The following is a 19,445-nucleotide window of genomic DNA, read 5'->3' on the forward strand; positions in this document are numbered from 1 at the left end:
CTTTACCCGTCACAGCGGCCAGAACACAAGAATGGCGGGAACAGAAACGGCTATGATCAGCACTTCCAGCGGCAATCCCATGCGCCAGTAATCTCCGAATCGATAGCCTCCGGGCCCCAGAACCAGCGTGTTGTTCTTGTGCCCGATGGGGGTCAGGAACGCAGCCGAGGCCGCAACGGCCACGGTCATCAGGAACGGGTCGGGTGACACCTCGAGCGTGCGCGCCATTTGTATCCCGACCGGCGCGGCGACAATGGCGGTGGCGGTGTTGTTCAACACGTCCGACAAAGTCATCGTGACAACCATCAATACGGTCAGAATGGCCCAGGCGGGCAGACCATCGGTCAGCTGGATCAGGGCGTTTGCGATCAGTTCGGTGCCGCCCGAGGTCTCCAAGGCACTGCCCAGAGGGATCATAGACCCCAGCAGTACGACCACCGGCCATTCGATGTGATTGTAAATGTCGGTGATCGGCATGATCTTGGTCAGCACATAAGCAATCACGACCAGCCCCAAAGCAATGGGCAGATAGATCAACCCAACACTTGCGGCTAAAACAGCGGCGGCAAACAGACCGATGGCCAGCCATGCCTTGTCGTTTGCAGTAACGTTCAGCCCGCGTCCGGCAAGGGGCAGGCAACCTAGCCATTCCGTGACATCCGCAGCGCGGTCGCGGGGGCAGAGCAGCAGCAGAATATCGCCCGGTTCCACCTCGGTCTTGCGGACCTGTTCGGTAATCCTGCGCCCCTGGCGTGAGATGCCCATCAGAACGGTGCTTTGCCGCCAGGCCAGCCCAAGCCCTTGTGCGGTGCGACCTGTGATGCGCGCGCTTTCCGGCACGACGACTTCAATCACTTCCAGCCCGTCACCCTCGGCCGTCAGCAATTCCTGCCGGCGCGTGTCCGAGAAGTCGAGATTGAGCGCCGCGCGAAACTCGTCCAGCGCCTCGGGTCGGGCTTCCAGAACCAGCGCGTCACCTTCCTGCAAAACGGCGTGCGCCGACCGGCCATAGCGACGCTTGCCATCCCGGATTAAACCGATGATGGCCACGTCCGATTTCTCGGCCAACTCATAAAGTTCACTGACCCGTTTGCCGATATGGGCGGATTCCGGGGGAACGGTCAGCTCGGCGATGTATTCGGCCAAGGTTTCCGATGTCTCGGCCTGCGGTCCGCGATTGGGGATCAGGCGCCAGCCCACCAGTGCGACAAAGGCAAGACCGGTGATTGCGGCCAACCCACCGACCGGGGCAAAATCGAACATGTGAAACGGCTCGCCCAGTGTTTCGGCCCGGATCGACGCTATGATGATGTTCGGTGGGGTCCCGATCAGCGTCGCCATCCCCCCCAGAATGGTGGCAAAGCTCAGCGGCATCAGCGACAGGCCCACCGATCGTCCGGCCTTGCGTGCGGTCTGGATGTCCACGGGCATCAGCAACGCCAGCGCCGCCACGTTGTTCATGAAGGCCGACAGAACCGCGCCGATCCCGCCCATCAAGGCGATATGCGCGCCCAGACCCCGCGAGGCATCAACCAGCGTGCGGGTGATCAGGAACACTGCGCCTGATCGGACCAAACCGGCGGAAACCACCAAAACCAGCGCCACGATTATGGTCGCAGGATGGCCGAACCCGGCAAAGGCACCATCCACGGGCACGACGCCCAGCACAACGCCAATCATCAGCGCGGCAAAGGCCACGAGGTCGTATCGAAACCGGCCCCACAGCAGCATTCCGAAGACGGTGATGAAAAGCGCAAAAAGAATGATCTGGTCTGTCGTCATGTCGTCACCATACTAGCCGGTGAAGCCGTCGCAAGCCGCTCTCTTGATCCTGCCCCCTGCAAACGTCTATATGAGCGCCGAACACGCAATCACGATGACGAGGACGCATTATGGCAGGCCACTCAAAATGGGCCAACATCCAGCACCGCAAGGGGCGTCAGGACGCCGCGCGGTCCAAACTGTTTTCCAAACTGTCGAAAGAGATCACCGTTGCCGCCAAGATGGGTGACCCCGATCCCGACAAGAACCCGCGCTTGCGTCTGGCCGTGAAAGAGGCCAAGTCGAACTCGGTTCCCAAGGATGTGATTGACCGCGCGATCAAAAAGTCCACTGCCGGTGAAGGCGACGATTACGAAGAAATCCGCTATGAGGGCTATGGCCCCAACGGCGTGGCCGTGATCGTTGAAACCATGACGGACAACCGCAACCGCACCGCGTCGACCGTGCGTTCGACCTTTTCCAAGAACGGCGGAAATCTGGGCGAGACGGGCTCGGTCGGGTTCATGTTCGAGCGCAAGGGCGAAGTGATTTACCCGGCAACGGCGGGTGACGCAGACACCATATTCGAAGCCGCCATCGAGGCCGGCGCGGAAGATGTCGAAAGTTCAGAGGATGGCCACATCATCTGGTGTGCGGATACGGATCTGAACGACGTTTCGAACGCGTTGGAAGCTGCGCTGGGTGAATCGGAATCCACCAAATTGGTCTGGAAGCCGACCACCACGACCGAGCTGGGTCTGGAAGACATGCAAAAGCTGATGAAACTGGTGGAAGCGCTGGAAGACGATGACGACGTACAGCGCGTCACGACCAATTTCGAGGCCTCGGATGAGGTGATGGCACAGCTCTGAGCTGTTGCGGATCTTGACGGCGAAACCCGGCTCAACCGCCGGGTTTTTTCGTTTTCGGACAGTTTCGAAGAGTTGTTGGCTGAACCCTTCGAAACGCATAGGCTGGAAAAACCCGGAATTTCCGAGACAACGCCACCGAAAGATCCACGATGGATGCGACTGCTGAAAAGGCCAAGCGAAACGTGCCGGTTCTTGCTGGGCAGAGTATCGTGTCTCAGGTCGCGTGGACTCTGGGCAGCCCATCGGTGGTTTTGCCGTTTCTGGCCGTGTCATTCGAACTGCCGATGTTCGTGGCGGGCGCGCTGGTTTCGGTGCGAATGATTGGCAGCATGATTTCCGATTTCTTTCTGGCGCAATCCGTCGCGGCGAAATCGCAAAAGAAACGCGCAATCGCTCTGACCGAAGCGATCATCGGATCCTGTCTGGTCCTGGCAATGGTGGCCGCCGCGACCGGGGTCGTTCCGTTGATCGCAGTGGTTTTCGTGGCGGTCTTTTTCGTGATCGGTCTTGTGGACGAGGTGCAGAACCTGATGTTCACCGATCTGCTGGGCGATCATGTCCACTCGCGTTCGCGCATGGTCCTGCATTACCTGCAACTTGGGGGCGGAGGCCTGTGTGCCATCGGTCTTGCCATGCTGGTGCATCAGATCACCAAGGAAAACCCACCTTTTTCGCGCCATTCAACCATGATCGGCGTATCGGTTGCGTTTTTCATGCTGTCAGGGCTTTTGATGCTGGCCATGACAGAGAATGCCCGCTCGGCGGAGCCGGCAAACAAGACCGGACCCAAAGCAAAGCTGTCGTTCAAGGCCAATGCACAGGGTATTCTTGGCATGTTCGAATACTCGTGGTTTCGGCGTTACATGGTCATGCGAATGCTTTTGGTGGCTGTTTCGCTCTCTGTCCCGTTCTTCGCGCTGATCGCGGCCGAAGCGCATCACAGCTCGGCCAGGGGACTGACCGCGATGATTGTTTCATCTGCTTCGGGCTATCTTGTGTCCGGGCCTTTGTGGCAGGTCGTGAACATGAAGTCTCATCGTGCCGTCATGGTGGTCGGGACACTGATGGTGGCCGCAACCGGCGGTGTACTTCTGGCATTTCACTACTTGGGTATCGATCACGATGTGCATCTGCACGCGATCGCGCTGTTTGTCGTCACCGTTGCGGTGACCGGGATCAGCAGCGCGCGCAAGCTCTATTTCCTGGACGTCGCGCCCAAGGAACAGCGCGTTCAGGGATCAGCCGCGATCAAGTCTTTTACCCGTTTGTTGGCGGTGCTGCTTTCGGCGGCCTTGGCCGCAGTCGCCCATATGCACGAGGTTGTATTGGCCGTCGCGTTCATAGTCGCAGCCAGCCTGGTGGCCTGCGTGACATGCTACCTGACAATGTTGCCGGACCGAAAGGACGCCTCTGGCACACAGGGCTGATGCGGCTCCGCTCAGAAAAAGGAAGAAATCTCGTCCAAGGGCTTTTTCAGCTTTGCAACGGACGGCACGGTCGCGGTTTCCGAGGGATGTCCAACTGCTATGATCATTGTCGGTTTCTCTGAAGCGGGCCGACCCAGCGCATCGGTCAGAAACCGCATCGGGTTCGGGGTATGTGTCAACGTGCTGAGACCGGCGTGATGCAATGCCGCCAGCAGAAAGCCGGTGGCAATGTTCACACTTTCCGGCACGTAGTAATTCTTGTACCGCGTCCCGTCTTCGAATTGCCCCCAGCGTTGGGCAAAGACCACGATCAGCCACGGGGCGACGGTCAGATGTTCCTTGACCGCATTGGTCCCGATGGGTTCCAGAGCCTTGATCCATTCATCGCCAGCCCCTCCCGCGTAAAAGTGACGCTCTTCTTCTTCGGCTTCCTCGCGGATGCGCAGTTTCAGCTTGGGGTCCGAGACGGCAGTAAAATGCCAGGGCTGGTGGTTTGCACCTGACGGGGCCGTTCCCGCGGTGCGCAGGCAGGTTTCGATCACATCACGAGCCACCGGGCGCGTAGAGAAATCCCGAACGGTATGAGGCCGCCGCATCTTTTCAAAGAAAGCCACAGCCGCGTCCTGCATGTCAGCATCACTGATCTCGCATCGGTCGGGCAGGGGAATGGGGTCACAACTGAGGGTGTCGCGCGAGAACATTGGTTCCTCCAATCGAATGAGTCGGACTATTTGACTTGTGACGGTAGCAAAACCCGTTGCGCAGCATGCTGGACCGCTTGTGTAAGGGGTTTGAGCGCCGGGGCAAGAACCCGCCCGACCTGCCAGCTGAGCGCGATGTCCAGTGGCGCATCGGGAACGATCTGGCTCAGCAGCCCACGCTCCATGGCGTCTTGCGCAAGGGCTGCGGGGTTCATGCCCCAGCCAATCCCGGCGATTGCGGCATCAACGAACCCTTGCGAAGATGGCAGGAAGTGGAAAGGCGGTGACAGATGTTTGCCGGTGTGATTTGCGATCCACGCTTCTTGCAGACCGTCCTTCCTGTTGAAGACAAGGCAAGGCGCTTTGCCGAGGGTTTCCTCGGTCACGCCGTTCTTGAACCAGGTGTTGACAAATTTCGGGCTGGCGGTGGGCAGATATCTCAACACGCCCAGCGCAATCGCGTCGCAACCGCTCACTGTTTGTCCGCCGACGGTGACGGCGGCGCTGACCTCGCCGCGCCTCAGCCAGTCTGCCGAATGATCCTGATCGTCGATCACAAGGTCGAACAGCATGTCGGGCACCTGCGCCATCGCGTCAATGAACCAGGTGGCCAGAATGTCGGCGGGTACCGCAACGCGAACCCGTGCGGACCCGGGTTCTTGTACCAGAGTCAATTCCCGAGCCAGCTGCGCTTCCAGCAAACCGACATCTTCGGCGTAACGTGCGATGCGCTGCCCGGCTGGCGTTCCGGTGCAAGGGGTTCCCCGATGGATGAGCGAGGCGCCCACGCGATCCTCCAGCGCTTTTATCCGCTGGGATATCGCCGAAGGGGTTACAGCCAGTTCCGCCGCCGCCGCATCAAAGCTGCCATGGCGCAGGATTGCTGACAAAGCGGCCAATTGGTGAGGGTCCAGTAGCATTAGCAAAACTTAACTGAGGGCAACATCTTTAATTTGATAGATCGTATCGCGACCATTAGTCAACGCAATGGCAACGCAGGAGGTACCATGCCTACATCCGTGATCGCCGGTTTCGCGCTGGGTTTCAGCCTGATCCTCGCCATCGGGGCGCAGAACGCCTTTATTCTGAGGCAGGGCCTGCGCCGCGAGCATGTGTTTTTTCTGTGCCTGACCTGCGCGGTGTCTGATGCCATCCTGATCGGAGCAGGCGTGGCAGGTTTTGGCACACTGGCACAGGCCGCACCCTGGTTCGAAACCGTGATGCGATACGGTGGGGCGGCATTCCTGATTTGGTATGGCCTGCGCAGTCTCCGGTCGTCCTGGCTGGGTGGTTCGGTGATGGAAATCGGCAACGGCAAGCGAACCAGCCTCAAGGCTGCGCTGCTGACGGTTTTCGCGTTCACCTGGCTGAACCCGCATGTATATCTGGATACGGTTGTGCTGATCGGTTCGATCTCGGCCCAATATGACGACCGGCTTGGTTTCGCCCTCGGTGCGATGACATCCAGCTTTGTATTCTTCTTTTCGCTTGGCTATGGGGCAAGCATCCTGTCGCCTGTTTTTGCGCGCCCCAGGGCGTGGCAGGTGTTGGATGCAGGGATTGGCGTGGTCATGTTGGGTATCGCGCTGAAACTTGTTACCATGTGAAGGGTTGTTCCCGGCCGGGTTTCGGTGTTCAACCTTGAACATGACTTCACCCACCGTATCGTCCCGTCCGCTTGCCGGCATGTTCTGGATGTTCGCCGCCGGCTTGTCCTTTGTTGTGATGACCGCGCTGGTGAAGTCGCTGGGCACATCGATGAATTCCATCCAGGCCGCCTTTCTGCGATATGTGCTGGGGTTGGTGTTTCTGTTGCCGGCCATGCGGTCGATCATGGCGACGCATCTGACCCCCCGCCTACTGACGCTGTTCGGTCTGCGAGGCATCGTGCATGCGGTTGCGGTCATGCTCTGGTTCTTTGCGATGACACAGATCCCACTGGCCGAAGTTACAGCCATGAATTACATGACACCGGTTTACGTCACACTGGGGGCGGCCCTGTTTTTGGGCGAAAAGCTGGCCTTTCGCCGGATTGCGGCGATTCTGGTCGCTCTGATTGGCGTCCTGATCATCCTGCGGCCCGGGTTTCGCGAAGTGTCATCAGGCCATCTGGCCATGCTGGGAACGGCCCTGACCCTTGGGGGGTCGTATTTATTAGCCAAAATTCTGGTGCGTGACGTACCGCCCGCCGTCGTTGTGGCACATCTGTCGATCTGGGTGACCATTGCCTTGATACCCTTTGCGATCGCCGTTTGGACGCAGCCAAGCCTGCGGGATATCGGGGTTCTTTTTCTGGTGGCCAGCTTTGCGACCGCCGGGCACTATTTCATGACCCTGGCGCTTCAGGCGGCGCCAGTGGCCGTCACGCAGCCGGTGACGTTTCTTCAGTTGATATGGGCCACGATCCTGGGCGCCGCGGTTTTCCATGAAAGCGTTGACGTTTGGGTTGTCGCGGGCGGCACGCTGATCCTTGCCGCCGTAAGCTTTATTTCATGGCGCGAATTCGTGTTGAACCGCAAGGACTTGACGCCTCCGAGTATTGCGCCGAAGCTGTAATGACATCGCTCTCTGATTTTTCATTAATTGACGAGTCAATAAAAACCCCCTAGCGTGGTCCCGTGACGCCTGCTCAAGGGGAGAACGATGCCAAAAGTCGGAATGGAGCCAATCCGCCGGGATGCGATTGTTCGCGCAACAATCGCTGAGCTGGGCTTGAAGAAATCCCTTGATGTAACAGTCAGTCAGATTGCCAAACGTGCCGGCATGTCCAGCGCGCTGGCGCACCACTATTTCGGCGGCAAGGATCAGATCTTTCTGGCCGCCATGCGCCGGATCCTGTCGGACTTCGGCGAAGAAGCAAGGGGCGAATTGAAAGCGGCTGCGGCGGACGAAAGGGCGCAGGCGATCGTCAGGGCGTGTTTTGCGCCTTCTTGTTTCACACCCGATGTGATCGCGGCTTGGATGACCTTCTACGTGCTGGCTCAGACCAATGATGATGCCCTGCGCCTGTGGCAGATCTATCAGGCCCGCATCAAATCCAATCTGACCCACGCCCTGCGGCACAAGTTGGCCGACCCGCAAGAGGCGGCCGAGAACATGGTTGCTCTGATTGATGGTCTATACATCCGCGCCGCACTCAGCGCCCCTGAAGAACCGCAACTGGCCGTGAACCACGCGATGCGTGTGCTCAACACTCTGCTCGAGGCTGAAAAATGACAAAACCGAACATTCTGATCCTGATGGTGGATCAGCTCAACGGGACTCTCTTTCCAGACGGTCCCGCTGATTGGCTTCACGCTCCGAACCTGAAGAAACTGGCGGAACGGTCAACCCGATTTGCCAACGCTTACACGGCGTCGCCCTTGTGCGCGCCCGGGCGGGCCAGCTTCATGTCCGGTCAATTGCCGTCGCGCACCGGCGTCTATGACAACGCGGCCGAGTTTCGCAGCGATATCCCCACATATGCACATCACCTGCGCCGCGCGGGCTATTATACCTGCCTGTCGGGCAAGATGCATTTCGTCGGTCCCGATCAGCTGCACGGGTTCGAAGACCGCCTGACCACCGACATCTACCCGGCCGATTTCGGCTGGACTCCGGATTACCGCAAGCCGGGTGAGCGCATCGACTGGTGGTATCACAACATGGGGTCCGTCACTGGCGCGGGCGTTGCCGAGATTTCCAACCAGATGGAATATGACGACGAGGTCGCCTATAACGCCAAGGCCAAGCTCTATGATCTGGCGCGCGGCAAGGATGACCGCCCGTGGTGCGTGACCGTCAGCTTCACGCACCCTCATGACCCGTATGTTGCCCGCCGCAAATACTGGGACCTTTACGAAGATTGCGCACATCTGCTGCCCGAGGTCGCCGATCTGGGTTATGACAATCAGGACCCCCACGCCAAGCGCATCTTCGATGCCAATGATTGGCGCAGTTTCGACATTACCCAAGAAGATATCCGCAAGTCGCGTCGCGCCTATTTCGCCAATATTTCCTATCTGGACGACAAGATCGGCGAAATCCTCGAAGTGCTGGAAACCACCCGGCAAGAGGCGATCATCCTGTTCGTTTCGGATCACGGCGACATGCTAGGCGAACGCGGGTTGTGGTTCAAGATGAACTTCTACGAAGGCTCGGCGCGTGTGCCGCTGATGATCGCCTCGCCTGATCTGCCCGCCGGCCGGATAGATGCTCCGGTATCGACAATAGACGTAACGCCGACCCTGGGGGCGCTGGCCGGCGTAGACATGGCCGAGATCGCCCCCTGGACCGATGGCGAAAACCTCGTGCCGTTGGCACTGGGCGAAGAACGAACCACACCGGTGGCCATGGAATACGCGGCCGAGGCATCCTACGCGCCGCTGGTCTCGCTGCGATATGGCAAGTGGAAATACAACCGCTGTGCGCTGGACCCTGATCAGTTGTTTGATCTTGAGGCCGACCCGCACGAACTGAACAATCTGGCAGACAGCCCCGAACACGCAGGCACGTTGCAAACACTGCGTGCCAAATCCGAGGCCCGTTGGGATCTGGATCGCTTCGATGCCGAAGTCCGTGCCAGCCAGGCGCGGCGTTGGGTTGTGTACGAAGCGCTGCGGCAAGGCGGCTACTACCCGTGGGATTATCAGCCGCTGCAAAAAGCATCGGAACGCTACATGCGCAATCACATGGATCTGAACATCGTCGAGGAAAGCGCCCGGTTCCCGCGCGGCGAATAACCTCTTCATCTTTTCGAAAATACTCCCGCCGGAGGCATCCAACCTTCTCGGCGGGGCAGGAGTTGTGGAAATGGAAGCAGATTTTGTCATCGTCGGCGCAGGGTCCGCAGGCTGCGCAATGGCATATCGTCTGAGCGAGGCCGGGGCCTCGGTTCTGGTGATCGAACACGGCGGCACCGACATGGGGCCGTTCATTCAGATGCCGGCGGCGCTGAGCTATCCGATGAACATGTCGCGCTATGACTGGGGCTATCAGTCCGAGCCCGAGCCGCACCTGAACAACCGTCGCCTGGCCTGTCCGCGCGGCAAGGTGATCGGCGGGTCGTCCTCGATCAATGGCATGGTCTATGTTCGCGGCCACGCGCGCGATTTCGATACCTGGGCCGAGATGGGGGCTGACGGTTGGTCTTACGCGGATGTTTTGCCTTATTACAAACGGATGGAAACCTGGCACGACGGCGGCCATGGGGGCGATCCGGCATGGCGCGGCACTGACGGTCCGTTGCACGTGTCGCGCGGCCCGCGCGAGAACCCGTTGTTTCAGGCCTTTGTGGACGCCGGTCAGCAGGCCGGTTACGAAGTCACGGGCGACTACAACGGTGAAAAGCAGGAAGGCTTTGGCCCGATGGAACAGACCGTCTGGAAAGGGCGGCGCTGGTCTGCGGCGAATGCCTATCTGAAACCCGCGCTCAAGCGCGACAATTGCGATATCGTGCGCGGTCTTGCGTCTCGGGTTGTCATGGAAAACGGCCGCGCCACAGGGGTCGAACTGATCCGCGGCGGTAGGAAAGAGGTCATCAAGGCCCGGCGCGAAGTCGTTCTTGCTGCATCGTCGATCAATTCACCCAAACTGCTGATGTTGTCCGGTATCGGCCCAGCGGCGCATCTGGCCGAGCATGGGATCGACGTCGTGGCGGATCGCCCGGGGGTTGGTGCCAACCTGCAGGACCATCTGGAGCTTTATATCCAACAGGCGTCGCTGCAACCGATCACGCTCTACAAGCACTGGAACCTGTTCAGCAAGGGCCTGATCGGGGCGCAATGGCTGTTTACCAAAACGGGATTGGGCGCATCGAACCAGTTCGAAAGCGCGGCGTTCATCCGGTCGAAACCGGGCGTGGAATATCCCGACATTCAATACCACTTCCTGCCAATTGCCGTGCGCTATGATGGGCAGGCCGCCGCCGAGGGGCACGGGTTCCAGGCGCATGTCGGCCCGATGCGGTCGCCGTCACGCGGGACGGTCACATTGCGCTCAGCCCAAGCCGCAGACGCGCCGGTGATCAAGTTCAACTACATGAGCCATGAAAAGGATTGGGAGGATTTCCGCACCTGTATCCGGCTGACCCGCGAAATCTTTGGGCAAGCCGCCTTCAAGCCCTTTGCGGGCAAGGAAATTCAGCCCGGTTCCGCTGTCCAAACGGAAGAAGAACTGAACGCCTTTATCGCGGAGCATGCGGAAAGCGCCTATCACCCCTGCGGTACGTGCCGGATGGGGCGCGCGGATGACAAGAATGCGGTAGTCGACCCCCAAGGCCGTGTCATCGGCGTGGACGGGTTGCGCGTTGCGGACAGTTCAGTCTTTCCGCAGATCACCAACGGCAACCTGAATGCGCCGTCTATCATGGTGGGTGAAAAAGTGTCGGATTCGCTCTTGGGCAAAGATCCGTTGCCGAAGGCCAATGATCGTCCGTGGATTCACCCCAACTGGGCAACCGCTCAACGTTAACCTTTCCAAACGGCCCCCGGTTGAATGCGCGTGAAATACCGCGCATATCGGGGGCATGTTAAGGATTTGTTTAGCCTTTGTTCTTCTGCTTCCAGGTCTGACCCATGCCGCAGAGCAACTTGCAGGTCGGGTTCACGTAATCGATGCGGACACCTGGAATGTCGGTGGTGTTCGGGTGCGGCTGCACGGTATCGATGCGCCCGAACTGGATCAGACCTGTCAGGATTCCGACGGATCAAGCTGGCCATGCGGGACGTGGGCCACTCATATGGTTCGGGAACAGTTTCAGGGACGGATGACCACTTGTGTTCCGGTGGATCGGGATCGCTACGGTCGCATCGTTGCTCGGTGCAGCGTGGAACGCGAAGACGTCGCCACCCGGATTGTAGAGCAGGGCTTGGCCTTTGCGTACCGCAAATATTCGGACACGTATGCAGGTGCCGAACAGGTCGCGAGGATTGGAAACAGGGGATTGCACAAGACACAGATACAGGTGCCTTGGGTGCACAGGGCACGCAAGAAACCGAAATCCTCTGAAACATGCCTTATCAAAGGAAATGTTTCGTCAAAGGGCGAAAGGATCTTTCACGAACCGGGCCAGAGGTACTATGCCAAGACCCGGGTCAGTGCAGCCAGGGGCGAGCGATGGTTCTGCTCTGCTGCCGAAGCACGTGCTGCGGGTTGGCGTGCTGCGCGGCGCTGAATTCTGAATTTTTCCTGTATGAAATTGATCCGCGTCAAAGAGGGCGCCGCGTCACGCTTCTACCACTGATATGCAACGACATATGAAGGAGCGAACAGACATGTCCCACACCCCGCATGAACTGGCCGAAGAGTTTCCGGACAAGGTTGAACTGATGAGCCAGCTCAAGCAAACGGACGCGCATTTTGCCCGTCTGGCTGATGAGTATCACGAGGTCAATCGCGTTGTGCATCGGGCTGAAACCAACGTCGAACCCATGGAAGACCTGGCCGAAGTTGATTTGCGCAAGAAGCGGGCAGCGCTGAAAGACGAAATCTGGGCGATTTTGTCCAAGGCCTGAACGCCAGTGCCGGGGCGCTCGCTGCCCCGGCCCGGGTCGGGGCTCTCCCGGTAGAGTTTTGGGCATGCGAAATCAGGTGACTTCGTAGGGCAGGGTGCCGCGCGTATGGGTGTCGATGCTGAGACGGCGTTCCAGCGGCGGGACTGAACGCTGATGGCAGTTTTGCCGCTCGCAGATGCGGCAGGAAATGCCGATGGGCTCGTAAGCGCTGGCGTTGTTTATGTCGAGGTTGTCGGCATAGACAAGCGCCGGGGCGTGGCGCACCTCGCACCCCAGCGCAATTGCGTACCGCCTGACCGGTGCGCCGAATGAACCACCTGATTTCGACACATCCCGAGCCAGCGAGATGTAACGCACACCATCCGGCGTTTCTGCCAGTTGCCGAAGGAAATGGCCCGGCGTTTCAAAGGCCCGATGCACGTTCCAAAGGGGGCAGGCGCCACCGAACCGTGCAAATTGCAGACGCGTGGCCGAGTGCCGTTTCGTGATCGTTCCGGCCTGATCCACGCGGACGAAAAAGAACGGGATACCTTTTGCACCGGGGCGTTGCAGCGTCGACAGTCTATGCGCAACCTGCTCGATCGATGCGCCGAACCGGTTGCTGAGCAGCTCCAGATCGTGGCGCTCTTCCTGAGCGGCGGTCAGGAATGCGGAATAGGGCATCAAGGAAGCGCCGGCGAAGTAATTGGCAAGGCCGATCTTGGCGATGGACCGCGCCTCGTCGCTTTGGAACTTGGCAAAATCCAGTGTCGCTTCCAGCAGCTTGTCCTGACTGATCAATGCGACCTGCAACAGCAGTTGAAACACTTGCGTTTGTGGAGTCGAGCGGGAGGACAGGCGCAGGATTTTGCTTTCGGCGTCATAGGTGCGCAAAGGGGCGATGTCAGAGAACATCACTTGAATGCCACGCTCAGTCAGGCTGTTCAAAGCGGCCTGCCGGATACTGCCCGGGTTTTCGGCGCGATTGGCGAACAGCTCTGCCGCCCGGTCCACGGCGTCGATGTAGTTGTCGCAATAATGGAAGAAGTCCCGCACCTCTTCCCAGGGGCTGGCCTGCATTCGGGCGTCTTCTCGCCCCAGGGCTTCGTCCAGTGAGGCGAGGCGTTCATGCGTTTGCCGGTAGGTTTTGTGCAGCTCGATAAATGCGCGGGCCAATGCCGGGGCGTTTGATGCCGTCAGGCGTAAATCGGCAAGTGGCGGCAGAATATCCGCAAAAACCGGGTCGGCCAAAGCTTCGCGCATATCTGACACAAGTCGCTCGCTGTCGCCGGTGCTGAGCTCGGTGACATCCATGCCGAATTCTTGTGCCAGAGCCAACACAACCGTGGTCGAGATCGGCCGGTTGTTGTTCTCCATCTGGTTCAGGTAAGGGAGTGAAACACCCAGTTTCGCAGCGAATTCGCGTTGTGTCAGGGCCAGTCGCGTGCGCATTTCACGCAGCTTCGCGCCGGCATAGAGCTTTTGGGTGGCCATGAGGTGCCTTTGCAAGTTTTCTGTTTTGGCAGATTAACTTTGCAAAGTTTTCAGGGCAAGGCGTTACAGTCCCAATTGACGCTCTCGCCGAATGACGGATCCAATTGCGAAAATCGCCAGAACTGCGGAGGTGAGCATCAGCCAGAACAAGGGCATGGCGCCGGTTTCCCGGGTCAGCAGGGTGCCTGCCAACGCGCTCAGGCCCGCGCCGCCGCCCAGCATGATTGCGCCGCTCAACCCCGAGGCGGTCGCGGCCAGATGCGGACGAACGGACAATGCGCCGGAGGTGGCATTGGGAATGGCCATGCCGTTTCCGACGCCCACAAAGGTCATCAAGCTGAAAAAGCTGAGTGCGGTGCCCAGACCTGTGAGGAACAAGGATGCCGAAAGCGCAACGCCCAAGGCGTTCAGCAGGCTGCCCCACAGCACCATCCGGTTGATGCCAATCTGTACGGAAAAGCGACCGCTCAGAAAGTTGCCAACAAAATAGCCCACTGCGGGGGCGCCGAAATATATGCCGACCTGTGCCGCGCTTAATCCGAACAGTTCGGTTCCAATAAAGGGCGCACCACCGAGATAGGCAAAGAACGTGCCCGAAGACAACGCGCAGGACAGTGAATAGCCCCAGAACCGTGGCGAGGTCAGAAGTTCAGGGTATTCCTTGAACTGCTGAACAAGGGTCTTGCCGCTTTTGGCTGACGTTTCGCCAAAATCCGCGAAGGTCAAGGCAAGCGTCAAGGCACCCAGGGCGAAAGGCAGCCAGAAATTCGCTTTCCAGCCAAAGCTTTCCTCCAGCAGCCCGCCAATCGCCGGGCCGATCATCGGGACAACGGCCATACCCATTGTCACGTATCCGATCATCGATGCCGCCTGGTCCTGATCGTACATATCCCTTACCGCAGCCCGGCTGAGGACCATGCCGACAACCACGACCGCCTGGCACATTCTGAACGCCAGAAAGATTTCAACGTTGGGCGCATAGATGCATCCAAGCGTGGCCAGCAGGAACAAGCCGATCCCCCACAGCAGAACAGGCCTGCGACCAGCCTTGTCTGCGAGCGGCCCGATGAGGATTTGCAGAACGGCATTGACCAGAAGATACAACGCGATCGACAACTGCATGACCTTGTAATCGGCGCCGAAATACGCTGCCATGTTCGGCAGGCTCGGCAGAAACAGGTTCATGCTCAGCGCAGACAAGCCCGCGAGCAATACAAGTGTCGCCAATGTGGGTGGTGTGCGGCGAACCGCGCGAGAGCTGAACTGCATGGTTCACATGTATAGTGATGGAATTCTGGATTGCCAGCCATCCAGTTATCTCAACGAGAGACTTTGCAAGTTTACAGTTATCCAGATTGTTGTTGCTGAATATTTGCAAATTTGCCGAAAAGAGCTTTGGATGAGAGGCGCAAAGGGGTAGGGTCCCGGCAAATTTTACAGGGGATAATCGTCATGAAAGACATCCTTTCCGAGTTGGAAAACCGCCGCAACGACGCACGACTGGGCGGCGGGCAGAGGCGGATCGATGCCCAGCATGCGCGCGGAAAGCTGACAGCGCGAGAGCGGATCGAGTTGCTGCTGGATGAGGGCAGCTTTGAAGAATTCGACATGTTCGTCAGTCATCGATGCTCCGAATTCGGAATGGAAAAACAAAAACCTGCGGGTGATGGCGTTGTCACGGGCTGGGGCACCATCAACGGCCGCATGGTCTATGTGTTCAGCCAGGACTTTACGGTCTTTGGTGGGTCGCTGTCCGAGACGCATGCCCAGAAAATCTGCAAGATCATGGATATGGCGGTGCAAAACGGAGCGCCGATTGTCGGTATCAACGACTCGGGCGGTGCACGAATCCAGGAAGGCGTGGCTTCGCTGGCCGGGTATGCCGAAGTGTTTCAGCGCAACATCACGGCCTCGGGCGTGGTTCCGCAGATCAGCGTAATCATGGGCCCATGCGCTGGCGGAGCGGTTTACAGCCCCGCGATGACTGACTTCATTTTTATGGTCAAAGACACGTCTTACATGTTCGTGACGGGCCCCGACGTGGTCAAAACGGTTACCAACGAGGTTGTAACGGCCGAAGAACTGGGTGGCGCCTCGACCCACACCAAGAAATCCTCGGTCGCCGACGCCGCGTTCGAAAACGATGTGGAAGCATTGGCAGAAGTGCGCCGTCTGGTGGACTTCCTGCCGCTCAACAACCGCGAGAAACCTCCGGTGCGTCCGTTCTTTGATGACCCTCACCGGATCGAGGATTCGCTGGACACTCTGGTTCCGGACAATCCAAACACGCCCTATGACATGAAGGAACTCATCACAAAAATAGCCGATGAAGGCGATTTCTACGAAACTCAGGAAGATTTCGCCAAGAACATCATCACCGGCTTTATTCGGCTGGAAGGTCAGACCGTTGGTGTCGTAGCGAACCAACCGATGGTTTTGGCGGGATGTTTGGATATTGACAGTTCACGCAAGGCGGCGCGGTTCGTGCGGTTCTGCGACTGTTTCGAAATTCCGATCCTGACGCTTGTCGATGTTCCGGGCTTTCTGCCGGGCACACAGCAGGAATATAGCGGCGTGATCAAGCACGGCGCAAAGCTGCTTTATGCATATGGCGAGGCGACCGTGCCCAAGGTCACGGTGATCACGCGCAAGGCGTATGGCGGTGCCTATGTTGTTATGGCGTCCAAACATCTGCGCGGCGATTTCAACTATGCCTGGCCGACAGCCGAAATCGCGGTGATGGGTGCCAAGGGTGCAACCGAGATTATTCATCGGGCAGATCTGCATGATGCGGAAAAGACCGCACAGCATGTCGCCGATTACGAAGATCGGTTTGCAAACCCCTTTGTCGCGGCCGAACGCGGCTTCGTCGACGAGGTGATCATGCCGCATTCGACCCGCCGGCGCGTGTCCAGGGCCTTTGCCAGTTTGCGCGGCAAACAGCTGAAGAACCCTTGGAAAAAGCACGACAATATTCCGCTTTGACCCATTCGGGGCGGCGTTGTCCGCCCCGGTTGTTGGCACTGGCAGTCCGATTTTTAGCGAAAATGCTCAAAATTGCGGCGGAATTGACAAAAAGCGACAAATAGTTGAATGATCCGACCCGTCAGACATAGAACCGCGCAGGCCAAAAGCACTGCGCGCGCGATCCCGGAAGGAGGAGCCTGCCTTCGGTGGGTCCGGGATCGTGCCATATGTCTGGTCTTGTGCGCGCTCGGCGCTCCGGTTTTTGCCCAGACAGACAGTTCGTTGCCGGTGCCGTCCGGTCAGCCGGTGCATCTGAGCGATGTCCTGCTGGACAACAACCCCGGTGAACTTTGGGTGCGCTTTCGATTTGTCGCCCCGAAGATCGGAGCGTCAGTGGGACGGATCGGCTATGACGTGGCGTCCAAGGATATGGAGCATCTGTGCCAGGTTCTAGCCGTTCCTTATGTGGCTCTGCACGAATTGCAGCCATCCAGAGTTGTCATTTCCCTGTCTGATCGCCCGGTGGAATTTGGCGACACCGCTCCGGACGCGACACAGTATTTTGAAGCCTACCGGCTGGAGCAGTCCCGGTGTATCTGGGAAGGGCTTTGACCATGAACTTACGCTGTCATGACGTCAAAGCTTCTCAGACCAACGGTGCGGCTTTGGAGGTGCGCAACATGATCCCATCCAAGTTCGGGTTCGAACTATTTTTGTCTACAAAACAAAGCTGTGGAGTGTCGCCATGCTGAAACATCGCGGGTTTCCGGGGCGTCTTTCAGGCACCGATTTTCAGTTCACTATTCGCCGCGCCAATCCCAAGGGTGTGACGCCGCTGACACGGCGGGAACGGTTCCGGGATCGCAAACCAGCGGACAAACGCGCCGATGTCGCCTTCATGGAGGCCCTTTGGGCGCATTTCGGCGATCAGCCGTTCGAGCGGGGCAATCTGGATGCCGGACGTCTCAGCTGGCTTTTCGGGCGCGAAGTCATCCCGGCGGAAGATCCTTTTGATCCGGCCAGCTATGACGCAATGCTGGTAATCGATGTGGACGCCGCCCGTGCGTCCTTTCCCGACGTAATCGACGGGACAGGCTAATCGTGATCCAAGCCGCCGCATATCAGCCCTTCAAGACCGGTTCCGGGATGACCCTGCCCGAAACCGGGCAGGATCCGTGTGCGGCATCAGAAGTTCAACTGAGCGGCCAGCTGAACGCGGTTTCCGTCAAAGGTTCTGCCGGTCGGCGCGTCGTTCCGTTCGCCATAGATGTACTCGGCGCTAAGTGTCAGATCCTCGGTTGCCTTGTAAAAAGCGTTGACGTGGATCGTTTCCAGTTCGGTAAACGACAGGGTTCCGGTCGAGGTCGGCAGGTCATAGTCTTCTTTGCCGTATGCAATGCCAACATTCCATTTCGGGCTCAGATCCTGCCGGAATTCGAGGGTGTATCCATCCACGTCATTGGCCTGGCCGTTCACGATGGGATCACCAAGGCCGATCAGGTAAGGGCCGAGTGCCTCGCCGTTCACATAGTTGACCTGGAACAGGCCGCCCTGCCATGGGCGAACCGAGCCGGATATCGTGAACCCGGTCTGATCAACTTCGACATTGCCGGATTCCGCCTTGCCATAAAGGCCGGACAAACGTGCGACATAAGTCCCGTCATTGTATTCGGCGGATGCGGTCAAAACCGGATCGTCCGAATTCGAACCGCCGACATTCTCTTCGATCGAAACGGCGAAGGACGTGTTCGTTCCGAAAGAGTTGGTATAGCGAACCTGCGGAACCCGTGCGAAAGGGATACCAACGGGGCCGTTGAATTCTACCGAGGTTGGGTAGGTGTCCAGCGGCATGAAGTTGGTCCAGGTCTGTCCGATCAACCAGTTGTCACCGATGGTGATATTGGCGTGGCGTACACGCAATTCGGCCGTTCCGCCGGAACCGAACAGATCCAGTTCCAGTTGTCCGCCGATATCGCCGATACCGCTTGGGGTGGTGGTGCGCAGACCGATCCGCGATTGGCGGACGGTGGCACCAAATGTGCCATCGGTCGCGGCCGACGGTTCCCCGATGACATTCACGAACGCCGTGTCGCCCTGATCGAACTCGAAATCGTAGAAGAAGTCGGCCTTTACATATCCGTAAACGTCCAGAACGGTGTTGCCGATGCGGAAGTCACCGTTGGCAGGGCCGGCACTGGCGGATTCCAGCGCCTCGACCCGGGCGCGCAAGGCATCCAGCTCGGCTTGGGTTGGGGCATCCTGGGCAAATGCAAGCGTGCTGGTCACACTGAGCGCAGAGGCAGCAAGCAGGAGTGCCTTTTTTCTAGTCTTCGTCATGTGGGTATTCCTTTGAGTGCGAGTGTGCACACGGACCGTTTCACGAGGTCCAAACCTTGGGAAATCACGAGAATGGGAAGTGAAGATGTTGATTTTTCAAGCAAATGTGTGTTTTTCACTGCGCTGAAACACGACGTCTTGAGCCGCTTGGATAACGCATTGGCGCAAAGCGGTTCTGTATGCCCAACGCTGACCGAGAGTCGTGATGCTGCAACCGCGAAACGCGCGGAAAGCGGCTTGATCTGTCACGAAACTGTGACGGCAAAGAGGCCTCAAACGCCCGAGCAGTATCGAACCGGTATCGGCGCGAAGTTGCGCGGCATTTCCGGGTGTGGGCAGATTCCAGCCGAAATCCCGATTGGAAACAATACTGTGTTTGCCGCCAATATTGTGCTGTGCAAACTGGTTAAGCCG

General features: G+C 58.5%; 18 protein-coding genes. 12 read left to right on the forward strand and 6 right to left on the reverse strand.

All coding sequences use genetic code 11. The annotated features are described in order from the left end of the window. Positions 1-9: 9 nt before the first annotated feature. A complete protein-coding gene (locus tag GS612_RS03200; RefSeq protein ID WP_171639062.1) occupies positions 10-1,782 on the reverse strand; it encodes an SLC13 family permease in 1,773 nt (590 codons plus the stop codon). Between the two features lie 110 nt (positions 1,783-1,892). On the opposite strand from GS612_RS03200, the gene GS612_RS03205 reads away from it, so the two are divergent. After that, positions 1,893-2,633 carry a YebC/PmpR family DNA-binding transcriptional regulator gene (locus tag GS612_RS03205; protein WP_171639063.1) on the forward strand — a complete coding sequence of 247 codons (741 nt, stop codon included), beginning with the start codon at positions 1,893-1,895 and terminating at the stop codon, positions 2,631-2,633. 149 nt (positions 2,634-2,782) lie between these two features. Then, positions 2,783-4,060 carry a permease gene (locus GS612_RS03210; RefSeq protein ID WP_171639064.1) on the forward strand — a complete coding sequence of 426 codons (1,278 nt, stop codon included), beginning with the start codon at positions 2,783-2,785 and terminating at the stop codon, positions 4,058-4,060. An 11-nt stretch (positions 4,061-4,071) separates the two neighbouring features. Here GS612_RS03210 and GS612_RS03215 read toward each other — a convergent pair whose 3' ends face one another. Both GS612_RS03215 and GS612_RS03220 read right to left on the reverse strand, forming a co-directional pair. Then, positions 4,072-4,761, reverse strand: a complete 690-nt coding sequence (locus tag GS612_RS03215) for a nitroreductase family protein (RefSeq protein ID WP_171639065.1) — start codon at positions 4,759-4,761, stop codon at positions 4,072-4,074. Positions 4,762-4,787: 26 nt separating this feature from the next. Continuing rightward, positions 4,788-5,681 (reverse strand): LysR family transcriptional regulator ArgP, encoded by an 894-nt coding sequence (locus GS612_RS03220; protein ID WP_171639066.1) that lies wholly within the window; start codon positions 5,679-5,681, stop codon positions 4,788-4,790. Between the two features lie 87 nt (positions 5,682-5,768). Between GS612_RS03220 and GS612_RS03225 the strand changes: the two genes are divergently transcribed. The 7 genes from GS612_RS03225 to GS612_RS03255 all read left to right on the forward strand — a co-directional run bounded on the left by GS612_RS03225 (position 5,769) and on the right by GS612_RS03255 (position 12,254). Continuing rightward, positions 5,769-6,368, forward strand: a complete 600-nt coding sequence (locus GS612_RS03225) for a LysE/ArgO family amino acid transporter (RefSeq protein WP_171227848.1) — start codon at positions 5,769-5,771, stop codon at positions 6,366-6,368. A 40-nt stretch (positions 6,369-6,408) separates the two neighbouring features. Next, positions 6,409-7,317, forward strand: coding sequence for a DMT family transporter (locus tag GS612_RS03230; RefSeq protein WP_171639067.1), 909 nt, complete (start codon positions 6,409-6,411; stop codon positions 7,315-7,317). Positions 7,318-7,404: 87 nt separating this feature from the next. After that, positions 7,405-7,977: a transcriptional regulator BetI gene (gene betI, locus GS612_RS03235; RefSeq protein WP_171231213.1), complete on the forward strand. Its 573-nt coding sequence runs from the start codon at positions 7,405-7,407 to the stop codon at positions 7,975-7,977. Continuing rightward, on the forward strand, positions 7,974-9,482 hold the full coding sequence (gene betC, locus GS612_RS03240; protein ID WP_171227851.1) for a choline-sulfatase: 1,509 nt from the start codon (positions 7,974-7,976) through the stop codon (positions 9,480-9,482). Before betI ends, betC begins: the two co-directional genes overlap by 4 nt. 70 nt (positions 9,483-9,552) lie before the next feature. Continuing rightward, positions 9,553-11,211 (forward strand): choline dehydrogenase, encoded by a 1,659-nt coding sequence (betA, locus tag GS612_RS03245; protein WP_152458729.1) that lies wholly within the window; start codon positions 9,553-9,555, stop codon positions 11,209-11,211. Positions 11,212-11,266: 55 nt separating this feature from the next. Then, positions 11,267-11,914 (forward strand): thermonuclease family protein, encoded by a 648-nt coding sequence (locus GS612_RS03250; protein WP_171639068.1) that lies wholly within the window; start codon positions 11,267-11,269, stop codon positions 11,912-11,914. A 100-nt stretch (positions 11,915-12,014) separates the two neighbouring features. Continuing rightward, positions 12,015-12,254: a YdcH family protein gene (locus GS612_RS03255; RefSeq protein ID WP_152458727.1), complete on the forward strand. Its 240-nt coding sequence runs from the start codon at positions 12,015-12,017 to the stop codon at positions 12,252-12,254. A gap of 72 nt (positions 12,255-12,326) precedes the next feature. Here the strand turns inward: GS612_RS03255 and GS612_RS03260 are convergent, their stop codons facing one another. Both GS612_RS03260 and GS612_RS03265 read right to left on the reverse strand, forming a co-directional pair. Further along, a complete protein-coding gene (locus GS612_RS03260) occupies positions 12,327-13,727 on the reverse strand; it encodes a short-chain fatty acyl-CoA regulator family protein (protein ID WP_171639069.1) in 1,401 nt (466 codons plus the stop codon). A gap of 63 nt (positions 13,728-13,790) precedes the next feature. Then, complete coding sequence (locus GS612_RS03265) at positions 13,791-14,996, reverse strand: multidrug effflux MFS transporter (RefSeq protein ID WP_171639070.1); 1,206 nt, start codon at positions 14,994-14,996, stop codon at positions 13,791-13,793. Between the two features lie 183 nt (positions 14,997-15,179). Here GS612_RS03265 and GS612_RS03270 point away from each other — a divergent pair, with 183 nt between their 5' ends. The 3 genes from GS612_RS03270 to GS612_RS03280 all read left to right on the forward strand — a co-directional run bounded on the left by GS612_RS03270 (position 15,180) and on the right by GS612_RS03280 (position 17,793). Then, complete coding sequence (locus GS612_RS03270) at positions 15,180-16,712, forward strand: acyl-CoA carboxylase subunit beta (RefSeq protein WP_171639071.1); 1,533 nt, start codon at positions 15,180-15,182, stop codon at positions 16,710-16,712. Between the two features lie 108 nt (positions 16,713-16,820). Beyond that, positions 16,821-17,306, forward strand: coding sequence for a DUF6497 family protein (locus GS612_RS03275; RefSeq protein ID WP_171167144.1), 486 nt, complete (start codon positions 16,821-16,823; stop codon positions 17,304-17,306). Between the two features lie 133 nt (positions 17,307-17,439). Further along, on the forward strand, positions 17,440-17,793 hold the full coding sequence (locus GS612_RS03280; RefSeq protein WP_171639072.1) for a hypothetical protein: 354 nt from the start codon (positions 17,440-17,442) through the stop codon (positions 17,791-17,793). Between the two features lie 86 nt (positions 17,794-17,879). Here the strand turns inward: GS612_RS03280 and GS612_RS03285 are convergent, their stop codons facing one another. Next, positions 17,880-19,031, reverse strand: a complete 1,152-nt coding sequence (locus GS612_RS03285) for a DcaP family trimeric outer membrane transporter (protein ID WP_171639073.1) — start codon at positions 19,029-19,031, stop codon at positions 17,880-17,882. Positions 19,032-19,445 lie beyond the last annotated feature (414 nt).

Origin of the sequence: Ruegeria sp. HKCCD6157 (assembly GCF_013110685.1) — a bacterium.
GTDB lineage: Bacteria > Pseudomonadota > Alphaproteobacteria > Rhodobacterales > Rhodobacteraceae > Ruegeria.

Bases quoted from the DNA above. Each gene is read 5' to 3' on its own strand.
- GS612_RS03200 (WP_171639062.1), bottom strand. From the start codon at position 1,782: ATGACGACAGACCAGATCATTCTTTTTGCGCTTTTCATCACCGTCTTC.
- GS612_RS03205 (WP_171639063.1), top strand. From the start codon at position 1,893: ATGGCAGGCCACTCAAAATGGGCCAACATCCAGCACCGCAAGGGGCGT.
- GS612_RS03210 (WP_171639064.1), top strand. From the start codon at position 2,783: ATGGATGCGACTGCTGAAAAGGCCAAGCGAAACGTGCCGGTTCTTGCT.
- GS612_RS03215 (WP_171639065.1), bottom strand. From the start codon at position 4,761: ATGTTCTCGCGCGACACCCTCAGTTGTGACCCCATTCCCCTGCCCGAC.
- GS612_RS03220 (WP_171639066.1), bottom strand. From the start codon at position 5,681: ATGCTACTGGACCCTCACCAATTGGCCGCTTTGTCAGCAATCCTGCGC.
- GS612_RS03225 (WP_171227848.1), top strand. From the start codon at position 5,769: ATGCCTACATCCGTGATCGCCGGTTTCGCGCTGGGTTTCAGCCTGATC.
- GS612_RS03230 (WP_171639067.1), top strand. From the start codon at position 6,409: ATGACTTCACCCACCGTATCGTCCCGTCCGCTTGCCGGCATGTTCTGG.
- betI (WP_171231213.1), top strand. From the start codon at position 7,405: ATGCCAAAAGTCGGAATGGAGCCAATCCGCCGGGATGCGATTGTTCGC.
- betC (WP_171227851.1), top strand. From the start codon at position 7,974: ATGACAAAACCGAACATTCTGATCCTGATGGTGGATCAGCTCAACGGG.
- betA (WP_152458729.1), top strand. From the start codon at position 9,553: ATGGAAGCAGATTTTGTCATCGTCGGCGCAGGGTCCGCAGGCTGCGCA.
- GS612_RS03250 (WP_171639068.1), top strand. From the start codon at position 11,267: ATGTTAAGGATTTGTTTAGCCTTTGTTCTTCTGCTTCCAGGTCTGACC.
- GS612_RS03255 (WP_152458727.1), top strand. From the start codon at position 12,015: ATGTCCCACACCCCGCATGAACTGGCCGAAGAGTTTCCGGACAAGGTT.
- GS612_RS03260 (WP_171639069.1), bottom strand. From the start codon at position 13,727: ATGGCCACCCAAAAGCTCTATGCCGGCGCGAAGCTGCGTGAAATGCGC.
- GS612_RS03265 (WP_171639070.1), bottom strand. From the start codon at position 14,996: ATGCAGTTCAGCTCTCGCGCGGTTCGCCGCACACCACCCACATTGGCG.
- GS612_RS03270 (WP_171639071.1), top strand. From the start codon at position 15,180: ATGAAAGACATCCTTTCCGAGTTGGAAAACCGCCGCAACGACGCACGA.
- GS612_RS03275 (WP_171167144.1), top strand. From the start codon at position 16,821: ATGATCCGACCCGTCAGACATAGAACCGCGCAGGCCAAAAGCACTGCG.
- GS612_RS03280 (WP_171639072.1), top strand. From the start codon at position 17,440: ATGCTGAAACATCGCGGGTTTCCGGGGCGTCTTTCAGGCACCGATTTT.
- GS612_RS03285 (WP_171639073.1), bottom strand. From the start codon at position 19,031: ATGACGAAGACTAGAAAAAAGGCACTCCTGCTTGCTGCCTCTGCGCTC.